Source organism: Salmonella sp. 5800, assembly GCF_046558195.1.
Lineage (GTDB): Bacteria > Pseudomonadota > Gammaproteobacteria > Enterobacterales > Enterobacteriaceae > Salmonella > Salmonella enterica.
Genome location: NZ_JBGDOX010000001.1, coordinates 674,500 through 691,396 on the forward strand (window position 1 = coordinate 674,500; position 16,897 = coordinate 691,396).

Sequence of the window (16,897 nt, forward strand, 5' to 3'; positions counted from 1 at the left end):
CGCACATCGATCAGAAGGTTTCCCAGTTCGCATCATCCCCGGCGGCTAAGGGCCGCGGCGTATTGCCGGACTGAGCGTCCACTGATAAACGCATCTCAGGTTTATTTACCGCCAGCGGTCGCGATGCCAGGCGGAAAGCCGATACCGCCTGGGTCAGACGGCTGGCCTGCTCTTCCAGCGCGGCGGCGGCCGCTGCGGATTCCTGAACCAGCGAGGCGTTCTGTTGCGTTACGCGATCCATTTCGGAAACGGCCAAAGCGACCTGATCGATACCCCGGCTTTGTTCATCCGAGGCGGAGGCGATTTCGCCCATGATATCCGTGACGCGCGTAACGGCATTGACGATGTCAGTCATGGTTTCCCCGGCGCTTTCCACCAGCACTGAACCGGTATCGACACGCGAGACGGAATCTTCAATCAACGCTTTTATTTCTTTCGCCGCCTGGGCACTGCGGCTGGCCAGATTACGCACCTCGCCTGCCACGACCGCAAAACCGCGCCCCTGCTCTCCCGCGCGCGCCGCTTCTACCGCCGCGTTCAGCGCCAGAATGTTAGTCTGGAAGGCAATACCGTCGATAACGCTGATAATGTCAGCGATTTTTTTCGAACTGTCGGCAATTTCGTGCATAGTGTTTACTACGCCGTCGACCACTTTGCCGCCATGACGCGCGGTCTCGGAGGCGCTTTGCGCCAGTTGCGAAGCCTGACGGGCGTTATCGGCGTTTTGCTTCACGGTGGCCGTCAGTTGTTCCATGCTGGCCGCCGTCTCTTCCAGAGCGGAGGCTTGTTGTTCGGTACGGGAAGAGAGGTCGGTATTACCGGCGGCAATTTCACTGGTGCCGGAATAAATCGCATCCGAACCTTCACGAACCTGCGTCACGGTGTCAATCAGCGAGCGTTGCATATGTTCAACCGTTCCCGCCAGTTCGCCAATTTCATTACGTCCTGAGACGGTGAGCGTTTTCGTCAGATCGCCGCTGGCAATTTCACGGATATGAGTAATCACTCGCGCTAATGGGTTAAGCAGGGCATGACGAATGCCGAACCAAACCACCATCAAAATCAGCACCAGCACGACCGCAAGAACCCCCAGTTGCCATTGCGCAAAACGGTAGTCATGAGCGCTTTGATCAAATGTCTGGCGGTACAGGTTTTCGCTCACCCGGGCGTAATTGCCCAGCGCCTCGCCCAACGCGTTTTGCATTCCCTGGGTTGGCTGGGCGAAGTAGGCATCCATATTGCCATTGTCCAGAAACTGAATAAGTTCGGTTAATGCGGCCTGATAGCGCTGATATTTTTCATCGACGTTCGCGCTGGCCTCCGCCATCGCTGGCAATGGCGTCATGTTTTTGAAATTGGCGTAGTGCGCCGCCGCCTGTGCGAGGGTCGTTTTTGCATTCTGGAGTAAATCCGTTTTGGCGCTGCTCTGCTGGTTAGAAGCGTCCATCATCATGCGTGCGGCGGAGCGGCTCAGGTTAATGCGCGTTTGCAGCATTAAGTCCCATGTCGACGTGAGTTCGCTTTGTTGCTGGCGTAATTCGTTAGAAATAACAAAACCTTGCTGGTTATGCTGTAATGAAGAAAACAGCAAACCACCGGAAACAAGCTGTAGCAGTGCGAAAACCCCCAGCACCATCATCAGCATTGTGACAACGCGGATACGGTTAAACATAAGGCACCTTCCTGATAACGAGTTATCAACGTTATCGGCACCTGCGGTGATAACTTTACTTTTGCAAAAAGGAAATACGCTGTTCCGGAAGACGATATTGACAATAACAGTGTCGCAGCGGCGATGCCGGCGCAAAATGCAGGGGCTGGGCGCGGGCGATGAAGAGGCACTCTCACCGCTGGTGGAAGCATAACGGTGAATATTGCCGGATGGCGCGACGCCATCCGGCAACGTTATTACGCGACGTGTGATGCTGCGATATCCAGCAGCGCCATCTCTTCGCTGTTAAGCAGTTTTTCGATATTCACCAGAATCAGCATACGCTCGCCGAGCGCGCCCAATCCCGTCAAATATTCTGTTGACAAGGTCACGGCAAATTCTGGCGCCGGACGGATCTGTTCCGCCGTTAACGACAGTACGTCAGACACGCCGTCTACCACTATCCCGACGACGCGTTGCCCCAGATTCAGTACGATCACTACCGTATTGTCATCATACTCAACGTCGCCTTCGCAGAATTTCACGCGCAGATCGACAATGGGTACAATCACGCCGCGCAGGTTAGTCACCCCTTTTATAAAGGCCGGTGTATTGGCGATGCGCGTCACTTGGTCATAGCCACGGATCTCCTGTACTTTCAGGATATCGATGCCGTACTCTTCATTTCCCAGTGTAAACACCAGGAATTCCTGACCTGACGGCTCGCCGGCCAGTTTGCTTACATTACTCATACCGGTCATATTATTCCCTTCTCACTCAATCAGGCGGCTGTGATCGCCATACGTTGTTCGCGGTTTAAACCCTGCAATGCGGAAACATCAACAATCAGCGCGACGCTGCCGTCGCCCAGGATCGTCGCGGCGGAAATCCCCGGTACCTTGCGATAATTGCTTTCCAGATTTTTGACCACCACCTGGTGCTGACCGATGAGCTGATCGACCAGTAGCGCGTAACGGCGTCCCGCGCTTTGCAGGATCACAACAATGCCCTGCGTGGCTTCGGTTTTCGCCCCGTCCACGTCAAACACTTTCCACAATTCGACCAGCGGCAAATACTCGCCGCGAACTTCCAGAACCCGTTCGCCGCCCGCCAGCGGATGAAGATCCTCTTCACGCGGTTGCAGCGACTCCATCACCGCATTTAACGGCAGGATAAAAACTTCCCCCGCCACGCGAACCGACATCCCATCGAGGATGGCCAGCGTCAACGGCAGCAGAATACGAATCGTGGTGCCGGAGCCTTGTTTTGACTGGATCTCAACGTGACCGCCCATCTCCTGAATGTTACGTTTCACCACATCCATGCCAACGCCGCGACCGGAGACATCCGTGACCTGTTCCGCAGTTGAGAATCCCGGCGCGAAGATCAACATGCCTACTTCATCGTCGGTCATGTTTTCATTCACCGCCATCCCCTGCGACATGGCCTTCGCCAGGATACGCTCACGGTTAAGCCCCGCGCCGTCATCGGTCACTTCAATACAAATATTCCCGCCCTGATGTTCTGCGGAAAGGATCAGATTGCCGACAACATTTTTCCCCGCCTCAAGGCGTTTTTCTGGCATTTCAATCCCGTGGTCGAGACTGTTGCGCACCAGGTGCGTTAGCGGGTCGATAATGCGTTCGATCAGGCTTTTATCAAGTTCAGTGGAACTCCCCACCAGCGTCAACTCTACCTGCTTGCCCAGTTTGCCCGCTAAATCGCGTACCAGACGCGGGAAACGGCTGAAGACATACTCCATAGGCATCATGCGAATCGACATCACCGACTCTTGTAAGTCGCGGGCGTTACGTTGTAACTGCCCCATACTGGTAATGAGATCGCCGTGGTTTACCGGGTCCAGCTCGTTAGAACGCTGGGCCAACATTGACTGGGTAATCACTAACTCGCCGACCAGGTTTATGAGCTGATCCACTTTCTCTACCGCCACGCGAATGCTGGTGGACTCGCGTTCACGCGCAGGTTTTTCACGCCCCGCATGATGTTCATGGGCCGCGCTTTTGGCGGCTGGCGCAACGACTGCCGGAGGCGCTACCGGTGCTACCTCGGTTTTCTCTTGCGCTTTTTCCACGGGCGCGGCGACCACTTTTTCAAAAGCGATCTGATCGGCCTCGATGACAAAACAGAGCACCGCGACAATGTCATCTTCCGCGACGCTGCCATCCAGAGTTGCCGACAGTGAATCCGCTCCCTTAACGACATCCGTCAGAGTAGCCAGATTGCCCAACTCTTCTTCAAGCAGATCGACCTCATTGGCTTTCAACCGTGAAAGTACAATGCGCAGTTTACTCTCGTCACGAGGCGATTCGGTTTCGGCTACGCTCTCTTCCTGGATCGCCGCGCTTAGTGCCGCGGTTTCTACGACCGCCGGCGTGGTTTCGCCTTTCGCCTCCAGCGCCAACTGGCGTAGCGCATTGCAGATATATTCGAAGCTTGCGGCATCCGGCTCTTCGGAGTTTTTATAGGCGTCGAGCTGTTCCTGCATAATATCTTTCGTTTCCAAAAACAGGTTGATAATGTCGGTATTGAGCTGCATTTCACCGCGTCGGGCTTCATCCAGCAGGTTTTCCATTAAATGTGTGGTTTCCTGCAGAATAGTGAAGCCGAATGTGCCCGCGCCGCCTTTAATGGAGTGCGCCGCGCGAAAAATGGCGTTCAGTTGTTCAGCGTCCGGGGATTCCGGCACCAAATCCAGCAGATGCTGCTCCATATCAGCCAACAGCTCGTCAGCTTCATCAAAAAATGTCTGATAAAAATCGCTAATATCCATGCTCACGCTATCACCTCGGTTCCGCTTTTGGCGATGTGGGTACGCTTGCCGGCGGGGCTGCCGCAGGCTGTTGTAATACACTTACCGGCTCATTCTGGCTTTCAGCGTTTTCATGCAAAATGGCCTGTTCCGCCTGTTTGTTTAACACCAGCAGGCTTATACGGCGGTTGATGGCGTCATCAGGACCGCGATCGCTCAGCCGCATCGTGGCGGCCATGCCAACCACCCGTAATACTTTTCCGTTATCCAGCCCGCCAGCGACCAGTTCGCGACGCGAGGCATTGGCGCGATCGGCGGATAACTCCCAGTTGCTATAGCCTTTTTCGCCGTTCGCGTAGGGAAAGTCATCGGTATGGCCGGCCAGGCTAATGCGATTAGGTATACCGTTTAACACTGGCGCAATCGCACGCAGGATATCGCGCATATACGGCTCAACTTCGGCGCTGCCGGTTTTAAACATCGGGCGGTTCTGGCTGTCGATAATCTGGATGCGCAACCCCTCCTGAACCAAATCAATTTTCAGATGCGGACGTAACGCGCGCAGTTTGGGATCGGATTCGATCAGCTGATCCAGATCGCCGCGCAGTTTGTTTAAGCGACTCTGCTCCATCCGTTTTTTCAGCTCGTCGATATTCGGCTGCTTTTCCACTTCACCCTGCTGTTGGGTGTAATCATCGCCGCCGCCTGGTATCGGGCTCTCGCTATTGGCAATCCGATTTCCCCCCGTTACCGCGGTGGCCAACGGCGTACGAAAATATTCGGCAATCTGAATTAATTCTTTAGGGCTGGAGATGGAAATCAGCCACATCACCAGAAAAAAAGCCATCATCGCCGTCATAAAATCGGCGTAGGCAATTTTCCAGGAACCGTGCGCCCCGCCGCCGTGCGGTTTGTGCCTGCGGCGTTTTACGACGACAATGGGATGAGCCTGATTTTTCATGCTTCCTCAGTCGTCTGCTGCTGGTTTGGGTTTCTCACTGCGCGAACGTGTTCTTCCAACTCAATAAACGATGGACGCTCACTGGAATAAAGCGTTTTACGACCAAATTCCACGGCAATCGGCGGCGCATAGCCGTTCAGATTAGACAGCAGTGTAATTTTTACGCACTGCATCATTTTGGTGGTTTCGGCGCTCTTCTGGCGCAAAACGGTCGCTAACGGTGAAATGAATCCATAAGCCAGTAAAATACCGAGGAACGTACCTACCATGGCATGGGCAATCAGCGCCCCCAACTCCGCTGCCGGACGATCGGCTGAAGCCAGAGCGTGAACCACCCCCATTACCGCCGCGACGATACCAAAGGCAGGCAGCGAATCCCCCACCATCGCCAGGCTGTTGGCCGGGACTTCCGCCTCGCTTTCATGGGTTTCAATCTCTTCATCCATCAACGCTTCAATTTCGAACGTATTCATGTTGCCGCTGATGATCAGGCGCAGATAATCGACAATAAAATCAAGCATTACCGCATCGGCCAGAATACGCGGATAACTGGCGAAGATTTCACTCTCTTTCGGATTTTCAATATCGCGTTCAAGGGAGAACATCCCCTGCTGGCGTGATTTGGCCATCAGGCGATAGAGCAACGCCAGCAAATCCATGTACATAGATTTCGTGTATTTCGAACGACGAAATAACAACGGGATCGCTTTCATCGTGCCTTTGATGGCCTTCCCGTTGTTGCCGACAATGAACGCCCCTATCCCCGCGCCGCCAATGATGACCAGTTCAGCAGGTTGATAGAGTGCCCCAAGGTGTCCGCCGGTCATGACATAACCGCCGAAAACTGTACCGATAACCACCAGGTAACCTAATAAGATAAGCACGACATCATCCTTCCGCTGTTGACTATGACAGGATGCGCAGTCGGGCGATTAACGCGAAGGCAAGGCAAAAAAAAGCAGCGGTAATGACTTACCGCTGCTGGAGTGTTTGTCCACACCGTTTCGGTTAAACAGCCTGTTCGATCTGTTCATCCAGCAGTTGTGGAATAATATCGGCAGCATCTCGGGAAAGTTTACGTCTTTTTACTGCGCGGGATGGCGGCTGGCATAAACTACACGCAAAGCTGCCCACGGGCTGATGCGCATGGGTAATAAAGTTCCCACCGCAGCAGTTACAGCTCGACAATTCAAGCAACCCACTTTCAACAAAACGCACCAGCGTCCATGCGCGAGTCAGCGCCAACAACGGCCCTTCAGGCGGTTGCGGACACTGCTCAAGATAAAGCCGATAAGCTTTAATCACCGCATCCACACCGCTGCATAAGCCGGTCTTCAGTAAAAATTGCCAGGCGTTGCAGAACATGGAGGCATGAATATTTTGCTCCCAGGTCATAAACCAGTCTGTCGAAAATGGCAGCATCCCTTTAGGCGGCGGGCTACCGCGTAATTCTTTGTACAGCCTGATGAGGCGACCACGGCTGAGCTGTGTTTCGCTTTCCAGCATTTGTAGACGAGCGCCAAGATTAATCAACTCCATCGCCAACTGGATATCGCGAGCTTCCTGAACAATGCTTTTTTCACTCATTATCATGCCCTTTTCTTACGCGCCGTATCGTCCACTTCATTGAGCAGACGCGTTGAAAGCATGATACCTGTGTGAATCTGCTGTAAATCATCGACGCGCGAATCCTGAGTCAAACGGGTGATCGTCTGATGATCGTCAAACCGGAAATGACAAACTAACTGGTTCGTCTCCGCCAGTTTGACCATCTGCGGCAGGGTCAACGCGCCCAGTGTGTTTGCCATCTCTTCGTTGATACCGAGGCGGAACATCGCAGATGCTTTGTCCTGGACGATCAAACGCTGTGCAAGGAGTAAATATGACAAATTGATGTCATAAATGTGTTTTAGCAACTCGGATGTATGCATTGTTCCCATCCAGAATAACCAACTTTATTTTTGTGCGACGTAGCCGCACCCCGTGATGTCGCCGGGAAGGCCCGGTAAAAGAAGCAAAAAGGTCAAATGCATAGCAGCGCTCAGACATTGTGGACATTGTGACGTATAACGCAGCCTCACACTGAGATTCGCCTTACACGTTTACATCAATTCTTACAAATGCCTAAGATTTTTCCTAATTCGACGCAACTCTACTCGTCAGCTTCGTGACATACAACGGAGCGGGACGGCGATTTTAGAAAATATGTGATGTAGATCACATAATTTAACAGAATACTTACTATAAAACCATCAGCATGGCTTTTACTTTGTTTAATTAATAACCTAATGTTCACTTTTTCTATTCCACACTGCTGAATAGGGGTACGTCAACACCAAATTCTTTTTTGTTTCTCTCTGTTAAAATAACGCCAGGATAATAGATAACAGGCTATTATTTCTATTTTAGAAACGATTCTATTTTACCTTTATTAAACAGTGGCTTAAATATTAAACGTTATTAATTAATCTCGTCACAGCATACGCCCTCCTCTGTTAAAAATAAGCTCATTTGATTTAACTTTTAGCTTTCCTTGTTCACCCGTTTAAATAAAGCATCCTGGTGGTGTGTAAAAAGTGTCTTATGCCACGATTCTTTACATAAGAATAATTAATGATTAATTATGATGTCCTTCACATTAATGTGGCATTAGCGCATTGCAGAAATGCGATAAACAGAGTAAAGCTAAAGCACAATCTCATATTCTTGCAATCAAGGAGCGAGTTATGAGCTACACCCATATTCTTGTCGCCGTTGCCGTCACCCCGGAAAGTCACCAGCTACTGGCTAAAGCGGTCTCTATCGCCCGCCCTGTTCAGGCGAAAGTAAGCCTGATTACTCTCGCTTCCGATCCCGAACTGTATAACCAGTTCGCCGCGCCCATGATGGAGGATTTACGCGCGGTTATGCATGAGGAGACCGAGAATTTTCTTAAGATGCTGGGGGAAAAGGCGGATTATCCGATTGAACAAACTTTCATCGCATCAGGTGAGTTAAGCCAGCATATTTTAGCTGTGTGCCGCAAACACCATGTTGATCTGGTCATTTGCGGCAACCATAACCACAGTTTCTTTTCGCGCGCGTCCTGCTCGGCAAAAAGTGTCGTCAGCGCCAGCCAGGTAGATGTGTTGCTGGTGCCGTTAGCGGGCGACTAGTCGCCGCTCGCAATATTTCAGGCCAGCTTAGGGAACGTCGCCACGTTGTTCTGCTGCTGACGCTCAGGGCTACGCGGCGTGACCTCCTTTAGGTCATGAATAAAACGCTCCTGCCAGCGGTTAATGTCATTTTTAACGATCACGTCCAGCATTTCCGCATGGCGCGAAATACGCTCAGCAAGGGGCATCGTTAACGCACGATTGAGCGCCGCCGCCACGTCATCCCGATCGTAAGGATTGACGATTAACGCCGACGTCAGTTCATTCGCCGCGCCGGCAAACTGTGACAGTACCAATACGCCAGGATTAGCGGGGTCCTGCGCGGCGACAAACTCTTTCGCCACCAGGTTCATCCCGTCACGCAACGGGGTGACGAGCCCGACGTCTGAATAACGGAATATCTTCATTAACAGTTTACGGTCAAAATGCTGATTCAGATAATAGAGCGGCGTCCAGCCCAATTGTCCATATTTCCCATTAATCCGGCCTGCTTCCGTCTCAAGCTGGTGGCGAATATCCTGATATGCCTGTACTTCGCCGCGTGACGTAGGCGCAATTTGGGTATAACGAATTTTTCCCCGATGCTGCGGATAGTTTTCCAGTAGCGCTTCATACGCCAGAAAGCGTTCCGGCAGCCCTTTCGAATAATCCAGCCGCTCAACGGAAAAAATATTCTTCACATTTTTCAGTTCCGCCTTGAGCTGCGCCAGTTTTGGCGGCAACGGCCCGGCAGCCTGTAGAGCAATCTCATCGGGCTCAATACCGATAGGATACACTTCTGTCTGGAAGTCTTTACCCCACGCGATATGCTGCTTGCCGCTGCGAGTCGTGACTCGCGTTTGACTCGAAAGGCTATCCAGAAAAGCCAGGCGATCATTTTCCGTCTGGAACCCTAGCAGATCAAAGTCACACAACTGCTCCAGCAGTTCATCATGCGGCGGTAAGGCGTTAAAAATCTCCGGGGTCGGGAATGGAATATGCAGGAAAAAACCAATTCGGTTGTTCACGCCGCGTTTACGCAGCTCGCTGGCGAACGGTAACAGGTGGTAGTCATGCACCCAAATGATGTCGTTCTCTTTAATGAGGGGCAATAACTTATCCGCTAATAACGCATTCACCCGCATATAGCCTTCCCATGCAGGACGCTGAAACTGTACCAGGTCCAGACGATAATGGAACGCAGGCCAGAGAACCGCATTGGAAAATTGACAGTAATAATCTTCGTAATCTTGTTCACTCAGGTTAAACGATGCCCAGGTAATATTACCTTTTGTCACCTTTTTTAATGGCTCATCCTCGTTACCTGTCTCGCCACTCCAGCCGAACCACAACCCGCCAGCCGCTTTTAGCGCGCCAAGCACGCCAACGGCGAGGCCGCCGGCGCCGCCTTTATTATCCGGGGGGGCAATTCGATTAGATACTACGACTAAACGACTCATAGCCATCTCTCCTGTTATTCATTACTTGTTGTTCTTGTTGTGGATAATTGATTTGCTCCAGCCAGCGCCAGACATCGGGTACGCTTTCCAGCCGCCATGCCGCCTGGGTTGCCCCGACGCCCACTTTTACGGAAATTCCGCCAGCGTGATTCACCACGCCAAAGCCAGCCTCATCGGTCAAATCGTCGCCCACAAAAACGGGAATCCGTCCCGCAAAGGGCGCCTCCTGCATAAAGGCGGCAATCGCTTCGCCTTTATTGGTTCCCTTAGGTTTGATTTCCACAACACATTTACCAGGCTGCAACGCCAGTTGCGGCCAGTGCTGCGTAACGTGTTGCGCAAGCGCCAATAGCGCCGCTTCATGTTCCGGAGCCTGACGGTAGTGCAGCGCAAACGCCATCCCCTTCGTCTCCAGCTCCGTTCCGGGCAGCGCTACAAGCGTCGAACGTAATAACGCCTCCACCTCACGGACTACCGCTTCAGGAAGGCGCACGATATGGGTTTTACCATTGATGTCACGACGCTCTGCCCCGTGAACGCCGGCGAGCGGAAAGCGAAAAGGCTTCGCCAAAGCATCCAGCTCAGTCATTGAACGCCCTGAAATCAATGCCAGTGCCCCTGCGTTGTGCGCCGCGAGACGGTCTAACAACTGAAGGATTTTATGCGGTACCACTACCTGATCGGGATGAGGCTTTATCTCTGCCAATGTGCCATCAAGGTCAAAAAAATACGCATAGTTCGCAGTGAGTTCGGGGGATACGGTTAACGGTTCTGCCACCCTGGTCTCCTCCTTATCATCATATTGAGACTCACAAACGGTCTCATTAGTCATGTAAGTATAGACAGTGTGACGCTGCTCGCCATTTAGAAAGACCATCGCCAGACGGGGTAGCGGTTGGCGATGACGTGAAGCTATACTGTTTAGTTGAGTGTTAATTCATCAAATCGTACGCTTCGCTTTTTGCTTATAATGGTCGAAAATAACTGCTGCCAGAAGGATTCAGCCGCGAACCACACACTGTGCAAAAGGTGAAATGTTGTACAGGTTCATCGCGTTCTCCACCGTTCCTGATATCAGTACGCTCGCCACCACATATGAGACTTTTCCGAGGCCGCCTTTCAGGAATACACCCCCTAAGACACACGCAGAAATAACGATTAACTCATAACCCAGGGAAGTCATTGACCAGCTTTAGCGTTTTTTATGTAGGGTAAAATCAAACGATTCTTGTTAGAGAAGGCGTAAAACGGTGCACTGTCTTTCATTCATTAGATAAATGCTGATGGCAGGAATAGTTTTAGCGGAAAATGACATAACCCAGAGCGAATTCATCAGCCAAAAGGCAGGAAAGCCAGCACATTAATCCATACATCAGCCAGCTAATCCTTACGGCCCTGGGTGAATAACGATTACCAGGGATAATAGATATGTTCAGCCTGTTCGCGAACCGGCGCATCGTCTCCCAGCAGTCTGGCGGAAAGGGTTAGCGCGAAATCAAAGACATGACCCAAGCCTTTGCCGCTAATTAAATTACCATCTTCAACAACGGGCGCATCCACATAGACACCTTCCGGAACCGCTTTCCACAGGTCGCCGGAACAGACATAACGACGCCCCTTCAGCAATCCGTGAGCACCCAGCACCCTTGCCGCCGCGGAACAGATAGGACAAATTAATTTGCCTGCCGCATCATGACGCGCAACGAAAGCGATCACGGCCGGATTAGCCGCCAGATTAGCGCTCCCCTGCGGACCGCCCGGCAGCACTACCGCATCGAAAAGAGCCTGCTGGCGTTCACTCAGCGTGCTGTCCGCAACCATAGGAATATCATGGTAACTCACCACCGCCCGTGATTCAGCACACGCCAGCGTTTCGACGTCGATATGCAAACGTCGCAGAATATCAAGAGTAACAATGGCCTCTGCTTCTTCAAATCCTGGTGCCAACAGCACCGCGACCTTTTTCATTGACTGCTCCTTGTTAACGAGTCACCCATCAAAACTGCGCTCAACCGAATAACGTACTCGTATGATTAATGACATTAAAAATGATCTACCGCAAAATCGGCTAGTTTATAAAAACAGGCATATTTGCTCTCAACCGTTTATGCGTGTGATATCCAGACTGACTAATGTTTATTTTATTGAAATTACCATACTTGAAAGTCTCACCTCATGATCTGAAACAATGTTTCATAAATCAGTGAAAAATAGAATACCCTTTATCTTTCAAAGCATTGAAATCATGTCATACCAAAAGCCATTACACCCGAAAAAATCACACCGCTGAAAATGTAAAAAAAGATAAACAATTGCATTTAAGGATTTTCTTATTTTTATTGACGCGCTATTCTCATTACCGATCGATAAACAGGAAATGAGATCGCATAAGGGACTGGCGGAACGGAGTTCTTCTGCTAAGAGTATTTATTGTGCATAGAGGTAAGAATGTGACAACGACCCGTTGCATTCTCGTCTGTCATGCACATCAACACTTTCTGGAAATAAGGATATTGTTATGGCAGCTGTAGGAATGGTTCAAAAGCTCAACACGCCAATGAACCTTGAGTTTTACGCATCAAATCTTTACCTCCATCTAAGCGAATGGTGTTCTGAACACAGTTTAACAGGCACCGCCACCTTTCTTCGTACCCAGGCGCAAGGCAACGTGACGCAGATGATGCGCATGTTTAATTTTATGAAAAACGCCGGCGCCACCCCTATCGTTAAAGCCATTGACGTTCCGGGTGAAGAGCTCTGCTCTCTGGAAGAATTGTTCCAGAAAACCCTGGAGGATTATCAGCAACGCGCCAGCACGCTGTCGCGTCTGGCAGATGAAGCGAAAGCGCTGAATGATGCCTCAACGCTTGATTTTCTCCATACCCTGGAAAAAGAGCAGCAGCAGGATGGCGTACTTTTACAAACTATTCTCGAAGAAGTTCGCAGCGCTAAACGAGCAGGGTTATGCCTGGCGCAAACCGATCAGCATCTCCTTAACGTCGTGACCTATCAGCATCACTGATAGCGGCACCCCGAGCGACAATATTGAGACGTTATTAGCCGGATAGCAACGCGAAGCAGCTTATCCGGCCTACACCGTTTCTGATCTGTTTGCCAGAGGTGGCGCCTGTCGCTACTGGCGTAGTATCGGCACATCATGCCAGCCGACAGGCGCGAAACGTCTCTGGCTTGTCCGGGCATTACCCCAGCATCTCACGTACAAACGCTTCTATTTCTTTATTCTGTCCGTTTTCAAACAAACATTGCTGGAAACGCGGCCCTGAAACCGCCGTTTTAACCAGTTCAGGATCGATAGCCCGCAGTGTATCCAGATAATTCTCTTTGACGACCGCGGCCTTAACCTGGTTCAAAATGCCCGCATTGCGTACCTGCGGCGCTTTGCGCTCAGGCGGATACCCCTCGCCTTTACGCCCGGTAAACGCTTTTTCAAAGATGAAACGCACGTTCAGCTCAGCGCCCCAGCCAAAGCCTTTTGCAAATGGCAGGGACAACGCATTGCCGTTGTTGATCTGCGCAAACAGAAAAGCATCTGCCGGATCGATGCAATAGCCACAAATGACACCTGGATGAATATTTAACGACATCAGCGCGCCCTGCCCGGTGCCACAGCCAGTAACCACAAAATCAACCGCGTTTGCATTAAGCAGAATACTTGCCATGATGCCTAAATGAATGTACGTCAGGTGATGGTCATTTTCGTCGCACATGCCGACGTTAAAAACGGGAAATCCCTTTTCATTGGCGACGGCGCTAAGTTCGTTATAAATGATGGCATTTTTGCTGGCCTGGCTATTTTCCATCATCAGTGCAATTTTCATCGTGTTCCTCCTGAATGCAGACGGTCGCGTCTGCGTAAATCATGACGTTTTGCCCACACTATACACTTAAGAACACGCATTCAAATTTAATGAAACCAAGTTTCATTAAATGAAGAGACGCTCACACATTTTCTGTTCCCGCTGTAAACCTCCTGCCGTTACCTTTAATCAAGGCGAATCCGTAAGTTATTCCAGCCATTGACGGTGCAAGACACGAGGTAGCATGGTCTGATACCGAATTGTCGGAGCGATTTTATGAAGCCTCTTATTTTTACTCTTTCACTGCTAGCCCTGACGGGATGCACCATTACTCGACAAGCGCAGGTCAGCGAAGCCAGCCCAATAAGCGGCATCGTGCGCCTGACGTATAACCAGCCGCTATTTTTTACTTCACGGACAGATGATTATGTATCTCACGGGACCGCAACACGCGAATGCCAGCAGATGGGCTATGCCGATGCCGTTTCGTTTGGTCAGCCGGTAGGAACCTGTAGCATTTATGCGGGCTCGTTGTGTCTGAACACCCGATTTACCCTCTCCTGGCAGTGCCGGGGCGTTGCCGTCCCGCAAATCATGCCGCTTTATTATTAAGGCGGCTGGCTTAACGCCGACACAATGTACAATGAAGGAGAGTGCAGGGTCGCTATTGCCAGCATGAAGGTGCTGGCTTTCCTTTATTTCTATACGCTATACACTGGCGCTAATGCGTTTTATTCCCATTCGTATTTTTAATAATTAAAAATAATATTTTACCTTTTGCAAATAATAAAATAACAAATTATAGTGGCGCCACATTACTGTATATCTTTTGCTATTTGTGGAGCGGAACCATGCTGAAAACAGAAATGATCGACAAGCTGAATGAGCAAATGAATCTGGAGTTGTATTCCTCCCTGCTCTATCAACAAATGAGCGCGTGGTGCAGCTATCACAGCTTTGAAGGCGCGGCCGCATTTCTTCGTCGCCATGCGCAAGAAGAGATGACGCATATGCAGCGCCTGTTTGACTACCTTACCGATACCGGAAGCCTGCCGCGCATTAATACCGTTTCTTCGCCCTTCGCTGAGTACACCTCACTGGATGAGCTGTTCCGCGCGACCTATGAGCATGAGCAGATTATTACGCAAAAAATTAATGAACTGGCTCATGCCGCAATGACCAGCCAGGATTATCCGACATTTAATTTCTTGCAGTGGTATGTGGCCGAGCAGCATGAAGAAGAAAAACTGTTCAAATCTATTATTGATAAATTAACGCTGGCGGGAAAAAGCGGCGAAGGGCTTTATTTCATTGATAAAGAACTCTCCACACTGGATACGCAAAATTAATCCAACACGTCCTTACACGGTGAGACGAGCTCTCACCGTGGCGTATTAGTGGCGGCAGATTTTACTCTCATGCGTTGAAAAACCGTCCTCCACGGCAATAAACTTTCCTTTCGCCGCCAGAAACGCGACCAGTTCCGCCGCCGTCATATCTGACGCTGAACAGGTGTGAAATCGTGCCCGCTCGCCAAAGCGCGCTTTTATTGCCGCCTCCAGCGAGGTATGCGTGTACTGCTCGCCAGACTCAATCATCATATTGAGTACTTCGTGACCGTGAATGGAATCCATAACCCCTCCTGAATAAAACTCGTAGCCTAATGTGTCCGTGTGCGAGCGTCTTTGCGCTAGCGCAGGTTTGCGGCGGTTGTCCGCGTCTCTTCCCATATTCGCTTTTATGCCCGGAACTGTAAATTTTACAGTACACCCATTGTAACGACCATTTGACGAAAATAGCGTAATGCCTTACCCTGCGCCGCGGATATCACCGTTCTTTGTTACCGGGGTAGTAGAAAGCGTGAAAAACAGAACTCTGGGCAGTATTTTTATCGTGGCAGGCACCACTATCGGCGCCGGGATGCTGGCAATGCCGCTGGCAGCGGCTGGCGTTGGTTTCAGCGTCACGCTGGGATTGTTGATTGGCCTGTGGGCGCTGATGTGTTATACCGCGCTACTATTACTGGAGGTATATCAACACGTTCCGGCAGATACCGGGCTGGGCTCGTTGGCAAAACGCTATCTTGGACGTTACGGACAGTGGCTTACGGGATTCAGTATGATGTTCTTAATGTATGCGCTCACCGCCGCCTACATTTCCGGAGCCGGAGAATTACTGGCATCCAGTATTAATAACTGGCTTGGCGCCACGCTCTCGCCCGCTGCCGGAGTACTGCTGTTCACCTTTGTTGCCGGTGGGGTGGTGTGTGTGGGCACCTCGCTGGTCGACCTTTTTAACCGCTTCCTGTTTAGCGCAAAGATCATTTTTCTGGTCATCATGCTTGCGTTGCTCACGCCACATATTCATAAAGTAAATCTTCTTACGCTTCCTTTACAGCAGGGGCTGGCGTTATCCGCCATACCGGTCATTTTCACCTCGTTTGGTTTTCACGGAAGCGTACCGAGTATTGTGAGTTATATGAACGGCAACATTCGCCGGCTGCGTTGGGTCTTTATGACGGGTAGCGCCATTCCGCTAGTGGCCTATATTTTTTGGCAGCTCGCCACGCTGGGAAGTATCGACTCGCCGACATTCAGAGGGCTACTGGCCAGCCATGCCGGGTTAAATGGCCTGCTGCAGGCGCTCAGAGAAGTGGTCGCTTCGCCACATGTCGAACTGGCGGTCCACCTGTTCGCCGATCTGGCGCTGGCGACCTCTTTTCTGGGCGTAGCGCTAGGATTATTTGATTACCTGGCCGATCTATTCCAGCGCCGCAGTACGGTGTCCGGACGCCTGCAAACCGGGCTGATTACCTTTCTGCCGCCGCTGGCGTTTGCGCTTTTCTACCCACGTGGATTTGTGATGGCATTAGGCTATGCCGGCGTAGCGCTGGCAGTACTGGCACTACTCATCCCTGCCATGCTGGTCTGGCAATGCCGTAAACAGAGCCCTCAGGCGGGATATCGTGTGGCAGGCGGCACGCCAGCGCTGGCGCTGGTGTTTATCTGCGGCATTGTCGTGATTGGCGTCCAGTTTTCGATCGCACTGGGGTTCCTGCCCGATCCAGGTTAATGCCAGGCAAAGATTACCGGGCCCGGACGCC

18 protein-coding genes and 1 pseudogene are annotated in these 16,897 nt (G+C 51.2%); 6 read left to right on the top strand and 13 right to left on the bottom strand.

Features of this window, described 5'->3' with window-relative positions; genetic code table 11:
- Positions 1-10 precede the first annotated feature (10 nt).
- From tar to flhD, 7 genes are all read right to left on the bottom strand, one after another.
- The gene (tar, locus tag ACLJZ5_RS03380; RefSeq protein WP_000483279.1) at positions 11-1,672 is read right to left on the bottom strand and encodes a methyl-accepting chemotaxis protein II; all 1,662 of its coding nucleotides are present in this window, start codon (positions 1,670-1,672) and stop codon (positions 11-13) included.
- Between the two features lie 236 nt (positions 1,673-1,908).
- Positions 1,909-2,412 carry a chemotaxis protein CheW gene (cheW, locus tag ACLJZ5_RS03385; protein ID WP_000147295.1) on the bottom strand — a complete coding sequence of 168 codons (504 nt, stop codon included), beginning with the start codon at positions 2,410-2,412 and terminating at the stop codon, positions 1,909-1,911.
- Positions 2,413-2,432: 20 nt separating this feature from the next.
- A complete protein-coding gene (cheA, locus tag ACLJZ5_RS03390) occupies positions 2,433-4,448 on the bottom strand; it encodes a chemotaxis protein CheA (RefSeq protein WP_000061302.1) in 2,016 nt (671 codons plus the stop codon).
- 4 nt (positions 4,449-4,452) lie between these two features.
- On the bottom strand, positions 4,453-5,382 hold the full coding sequence (gene motB / locus ACLJZ5_RS03395; RefSeq protein WP_000795653.1) for a flagellar motor protein MotB: 930 nt from the start codon (positions 5,380-5,382) through the stop codon (positions 4,453-4,455).
- Positions 5,379-6,266 carry a flagellar motor stator protein MotA gene (gene motA / locus ACLJZ5_RS03400; RefSeq protein ID WP_000906312.1) on the bottom strand — a complete coding sequence of 296 codons (888 nt, stop codon included), beginning with the start codon at positions 6,264-6,266 and terminating at the stop codon, positions 5,379-5,381. The genes motB and motA overlap by 4 nt, the downstream gene beginning before the upstream one ends.
- Positions 6,267-6,390: 124 nt before the next feature.
- Positions 6,391-6,975 (bottom strand): flagellar transcriptional regulator FlhC, encoded by a 585-nt coding sequence (flhC, locus tag ACLJZ5_RS03405; protein ID WP_000605987.1) that lies wholly within the window; start codon positions 6,973-6,975, stop codon positions 6,391-6,393.
- Positions 6,972-7,313 (bottom strand): flagellar transcriptional regulator FlhD, encoded by a 342-nt coding sequence (flhD, locus tag ACLJZ5_RS03410; protein WP_001518146.1) that lies wholly within the window; start codon positions 7,311-7,313, stop codon positions 6,972-6,974. The genes flhC and flhD overlap by 4 nt, the downstream gene beginning before the upstream one ends.
- Positions 7,314-7,995: 682 nt before the next feature.
- Here flhD and ACLJZ5_RS03415 point away from each other — a divergent pair.
- Together ACLJZ5_RS03415 and uspC are read left to right on the top strand one after the other, a co-directional pair.
- On the top strand, positions 7,996-8,112 hold the full coding sequence (locus tag ACLJZ5_RS03415) for a hypothetical protein (RefSeq protein WP_001617301.1): 117 nt from the start codon (positions 7,996-7,998) through the stop codon (positions 8,110-8,112).
- Positions 8,109-8,537, top strand: a complete 429-nt coding sequence (gene uspC, locus ACLJZ5_RS03420; protein WP_000122606.1) for a universal stress protein UspC — start codon at positions 8,109-8,111, stop codon at positions 8,535-8,537. Before ACLJZ5_RS03415 ends, uspC begins: the two co-directional genes overlap by 4 nt.
- A 17-nt stretch (positions 8,538-8,554) precedes the next feature.
- Here uspC and otsA read toward each other — a convergent pair whose 3' ends face one another.
- The 4 genes and pseudogenes from otsA to ACLJZ5_RS03440 all read right to left on the bottom strand — a co-directional run bounded on the left by otsA (position 8,555) and on the right by ACLJZ5_RS03440 (position 11,944).
- On the bottom strand, positions 8,555-9,976 hold the full coding sequence (gene otsA / locus ACLJZ5_RS03425) for an alpha,alpha-trehalose-phosphate synthase (protein ID WP_000089042.1): 1,422 nt from the start codon (positions 9,974-9,976) through the stop codon (positions 8,555-8,557).
- Positions 9,951-10,754, bottom strand: a complete 804-nt coding sequence (gene otsB, locus ACLJZ5_RS03430; protein ID WP_000840114.1) for a trehalose-phosphatase — start codon at positions 10,752-10,754, stop codon at positions 9,951-9,953. Before otsB ends, otsA begins: the two co-directional genes overlap by 26 nt.
- Positions 10,755-10,976: 222 nt before the next feature.
- Positions 10,977-11,159: pseudogene (gene araH / locus ACLJZ5_RS03435) on the bottom strand (L-arabinose ABC transporter permease AraH); the annotation flags it as partial.
- Between the two features lie 227 nt (positions 11,160-11,386).
- A complete protein-coding gene (locus tag ACLJZ5_RS03440) occupies positions 11,387-11,944 on the bottom strand; it encodes a DJ-1/PfpI family protein (protein WP_000754800.1) in 558 nt (185 codons plus the stop codon).
- A 550-nt stretch (positions 11,945-12,494) separates the two neighbouring features.
- On the opposite strand from ACLJZ5_RS03440, the gene ACLJZ5_RS03445 reads away from it, so the two are divergent.
- Positions 12,495-12,998, top strand: a complete 504-nt coding sequence (locus ACLJZ5_RS03445; RefSeq protein ID WP_000741707.1) for a non-heme ferritin-like protein — start codon at positions 12,495-12,497, stop codon at positions 12,996-12,998.
- Between the two features lie 178 nt (positions 12,999-13,176).
- Here ACLJZ5_RS03445 and ACLJZ5_RS03450 read toward each other — a convergent pair whose 3' ends face one another.
- The gene (locus ACLJZ5_RS03450; protein ID WP_000684804.1) at positions 13,177-13,815 is read right to left on the bottom strand and encodes an RpiB/LacA/LacB family sugar-phosphate isomerase; all 639 of its coding nucleotides are present in this window, start codon (positions 13,813-13,815) and stop codon (positions 13,177-13,179) included.
- Between the two features lie 255 nt (positions 13,816-14,070).
- On the opposite strand from ACLJZ5_RS03450, the gene ACLJZ5_RS03455 reads away from it, so the two are divergent.
- Both ACLJZ5_RS03455 and ftnA read left to right on the top strand, forming a co-directional pair.
- On the top strand, positions 14,071-14,406 hold the full coding sequence (locus ACLJZ5_RS03455; RefSeq protein WP_000803229.1) for a YecR-like lipofamily protein: 336 nt from the start codon (positions 14,071-14,073) through the stop codon (positions 14,404-14,406).
- 239 nt (positions 14,407-14,645) lie between these two features.
- Complete coding sequence (gene ftnA, locus ACLJZ5_RS03460; RefSeq protein ID WP_000920618.1) at positions 14,646-15,143, top strand: non-heme ferritin; 498 nt, start codon at positions 14,646-14,648, stop codon at positions 15,141-15,143.
- A gap of 45 nt (positions 15,144-15,188) precedes the next feature.
- On the opposite strand, the gene ACLJZ5_RS03465 is transcribed toward ftnA, so the two are convergent.
- Entirely contained in the window at positions 15,189-15,428 is a 240-nt protein-coding gene (locus ACLJZ5_RS03465; protein ID WP_000377238.1) for a YecH family metal-binding protein, read from the bottom strand.
- A gap of 226 nt (positions 15,429-15,654) precedes the next feature.
- Between ACLJZ5_RS03465 and tyrP the strand changes: the two genes are divergently transcribed.
- On the top strand, positions 15,655-16,866 hold the full coding sequence (gene tyrP / locus ACLJZ5_RS03470) for a tyrosine transporter TyrP (RefSeq protein ID WP_001562965.1): 1,212 nt from the start codon (positions 15,655-15,657) through the stop codon (positions 16,864-16,866).
- Positions 16,867-16,897 lie beyond the last annotated feature (31 nt).

Excerpts from the sequence above, each read along its gene's own strand:
- ACLJZ5_RS03465 (WP_000377238.1), bottom strand. The coding sequence starts at position 15,428 with ATGGATTCCATTCACGGTCACGAAGTACTCAATATGATGATTGAGTCT.
- ACLJZ5_RS03440 (WP_000754800.1), bottom strand. The coding sequence starts at position 11,944 with ATGAAAAAGGTCGCGGTGCTGTTGGCACCAGGATTTGAAGAAGCAGAG.
- ftnA (WP_000920618.1), top strand. The coding sequence starts at position 14,646 with ATGCTGAAAACAGAAATGATCGACAAGCTGAATGAGCAAATGAATCTG.
- uspC (WP_000122606.1), top strand. The coding sequence starts at position 8,109 with ATGAGCTACACCCATATTCTTGTCGCCGTTGCCGTCACCCCGGAAAGT.
- ACLJZ5_RS03415 (WP_001617301.1), top strand. The coding sequence starts at position 7,996 with ATGATTAATTATGATGTCCTTCACATTAATGTGGCATTAGCGCATTGC.
- motB (WP_000795653.1), bottom strand. The coding sequence starts at position 5,382 with ATGAAAAATCAGGCTCATCCCATTGTCGTCGTAAAACGCCGCAGGCAC.
- otsA (WP_000089042.1), bottom strand. The coding sequence starts at position 9,976 with ATGAGTCGTTTAGTCGTAGTATCTAATCGAATTGCCCCCCCGGATAAT.
- ACLJZ5_RS03445 (WP_000741707.1), top strand. The coding sequence starts at position 12,495 with ATGGCAGCTGTAGGAATGGTTCAAAAGCTCAACACGCCAATGAACCTT.
- flhC (WP_000605987.1), bottom strand. The coding sequence starts at position 6,975 with ATGATAATGAGTGAAAAAAGCATTGTTCAGGAAGCTCGCGATATCCAG.
- ACLJZ5_RS03455 (WP_000803229.1), top strand. The coding sequence starts at position 14,071 with ATGAAGCCTCTTATTTTTACTCTTTCACTGCTAGCCCTGACGGGATGC.
- flhD (WP_001518146.1), bottom strand. The coding sequence starts at position 7,313 with ATGCATACATCCGAGTTGCTAAAACACATTTATGACATCAATTTGTCA.
- tar (WP_000483279.1), bottom strand. The coding sequence starts at position 1,672 with ATGTTTAACCGTATCCGCGTTGTCACAATGCTGATGATGGTGCTGGGG.
- ACLJZ5_RS03450 (WP_000684804.1), bottom strand. The coding sequence starts at position 13,815 with ATGAAAATTGCACTGATGATGGAAAATAGCCAGGCCAGCAAAAATGCC.
- cheW (WP_000147295.1), bottom strand. The coding sequence starts at position 2,412 with ATGACCGGTATGAGTAATGTAAGCAAACTGGCCGGCGAGCCGTCAGGT.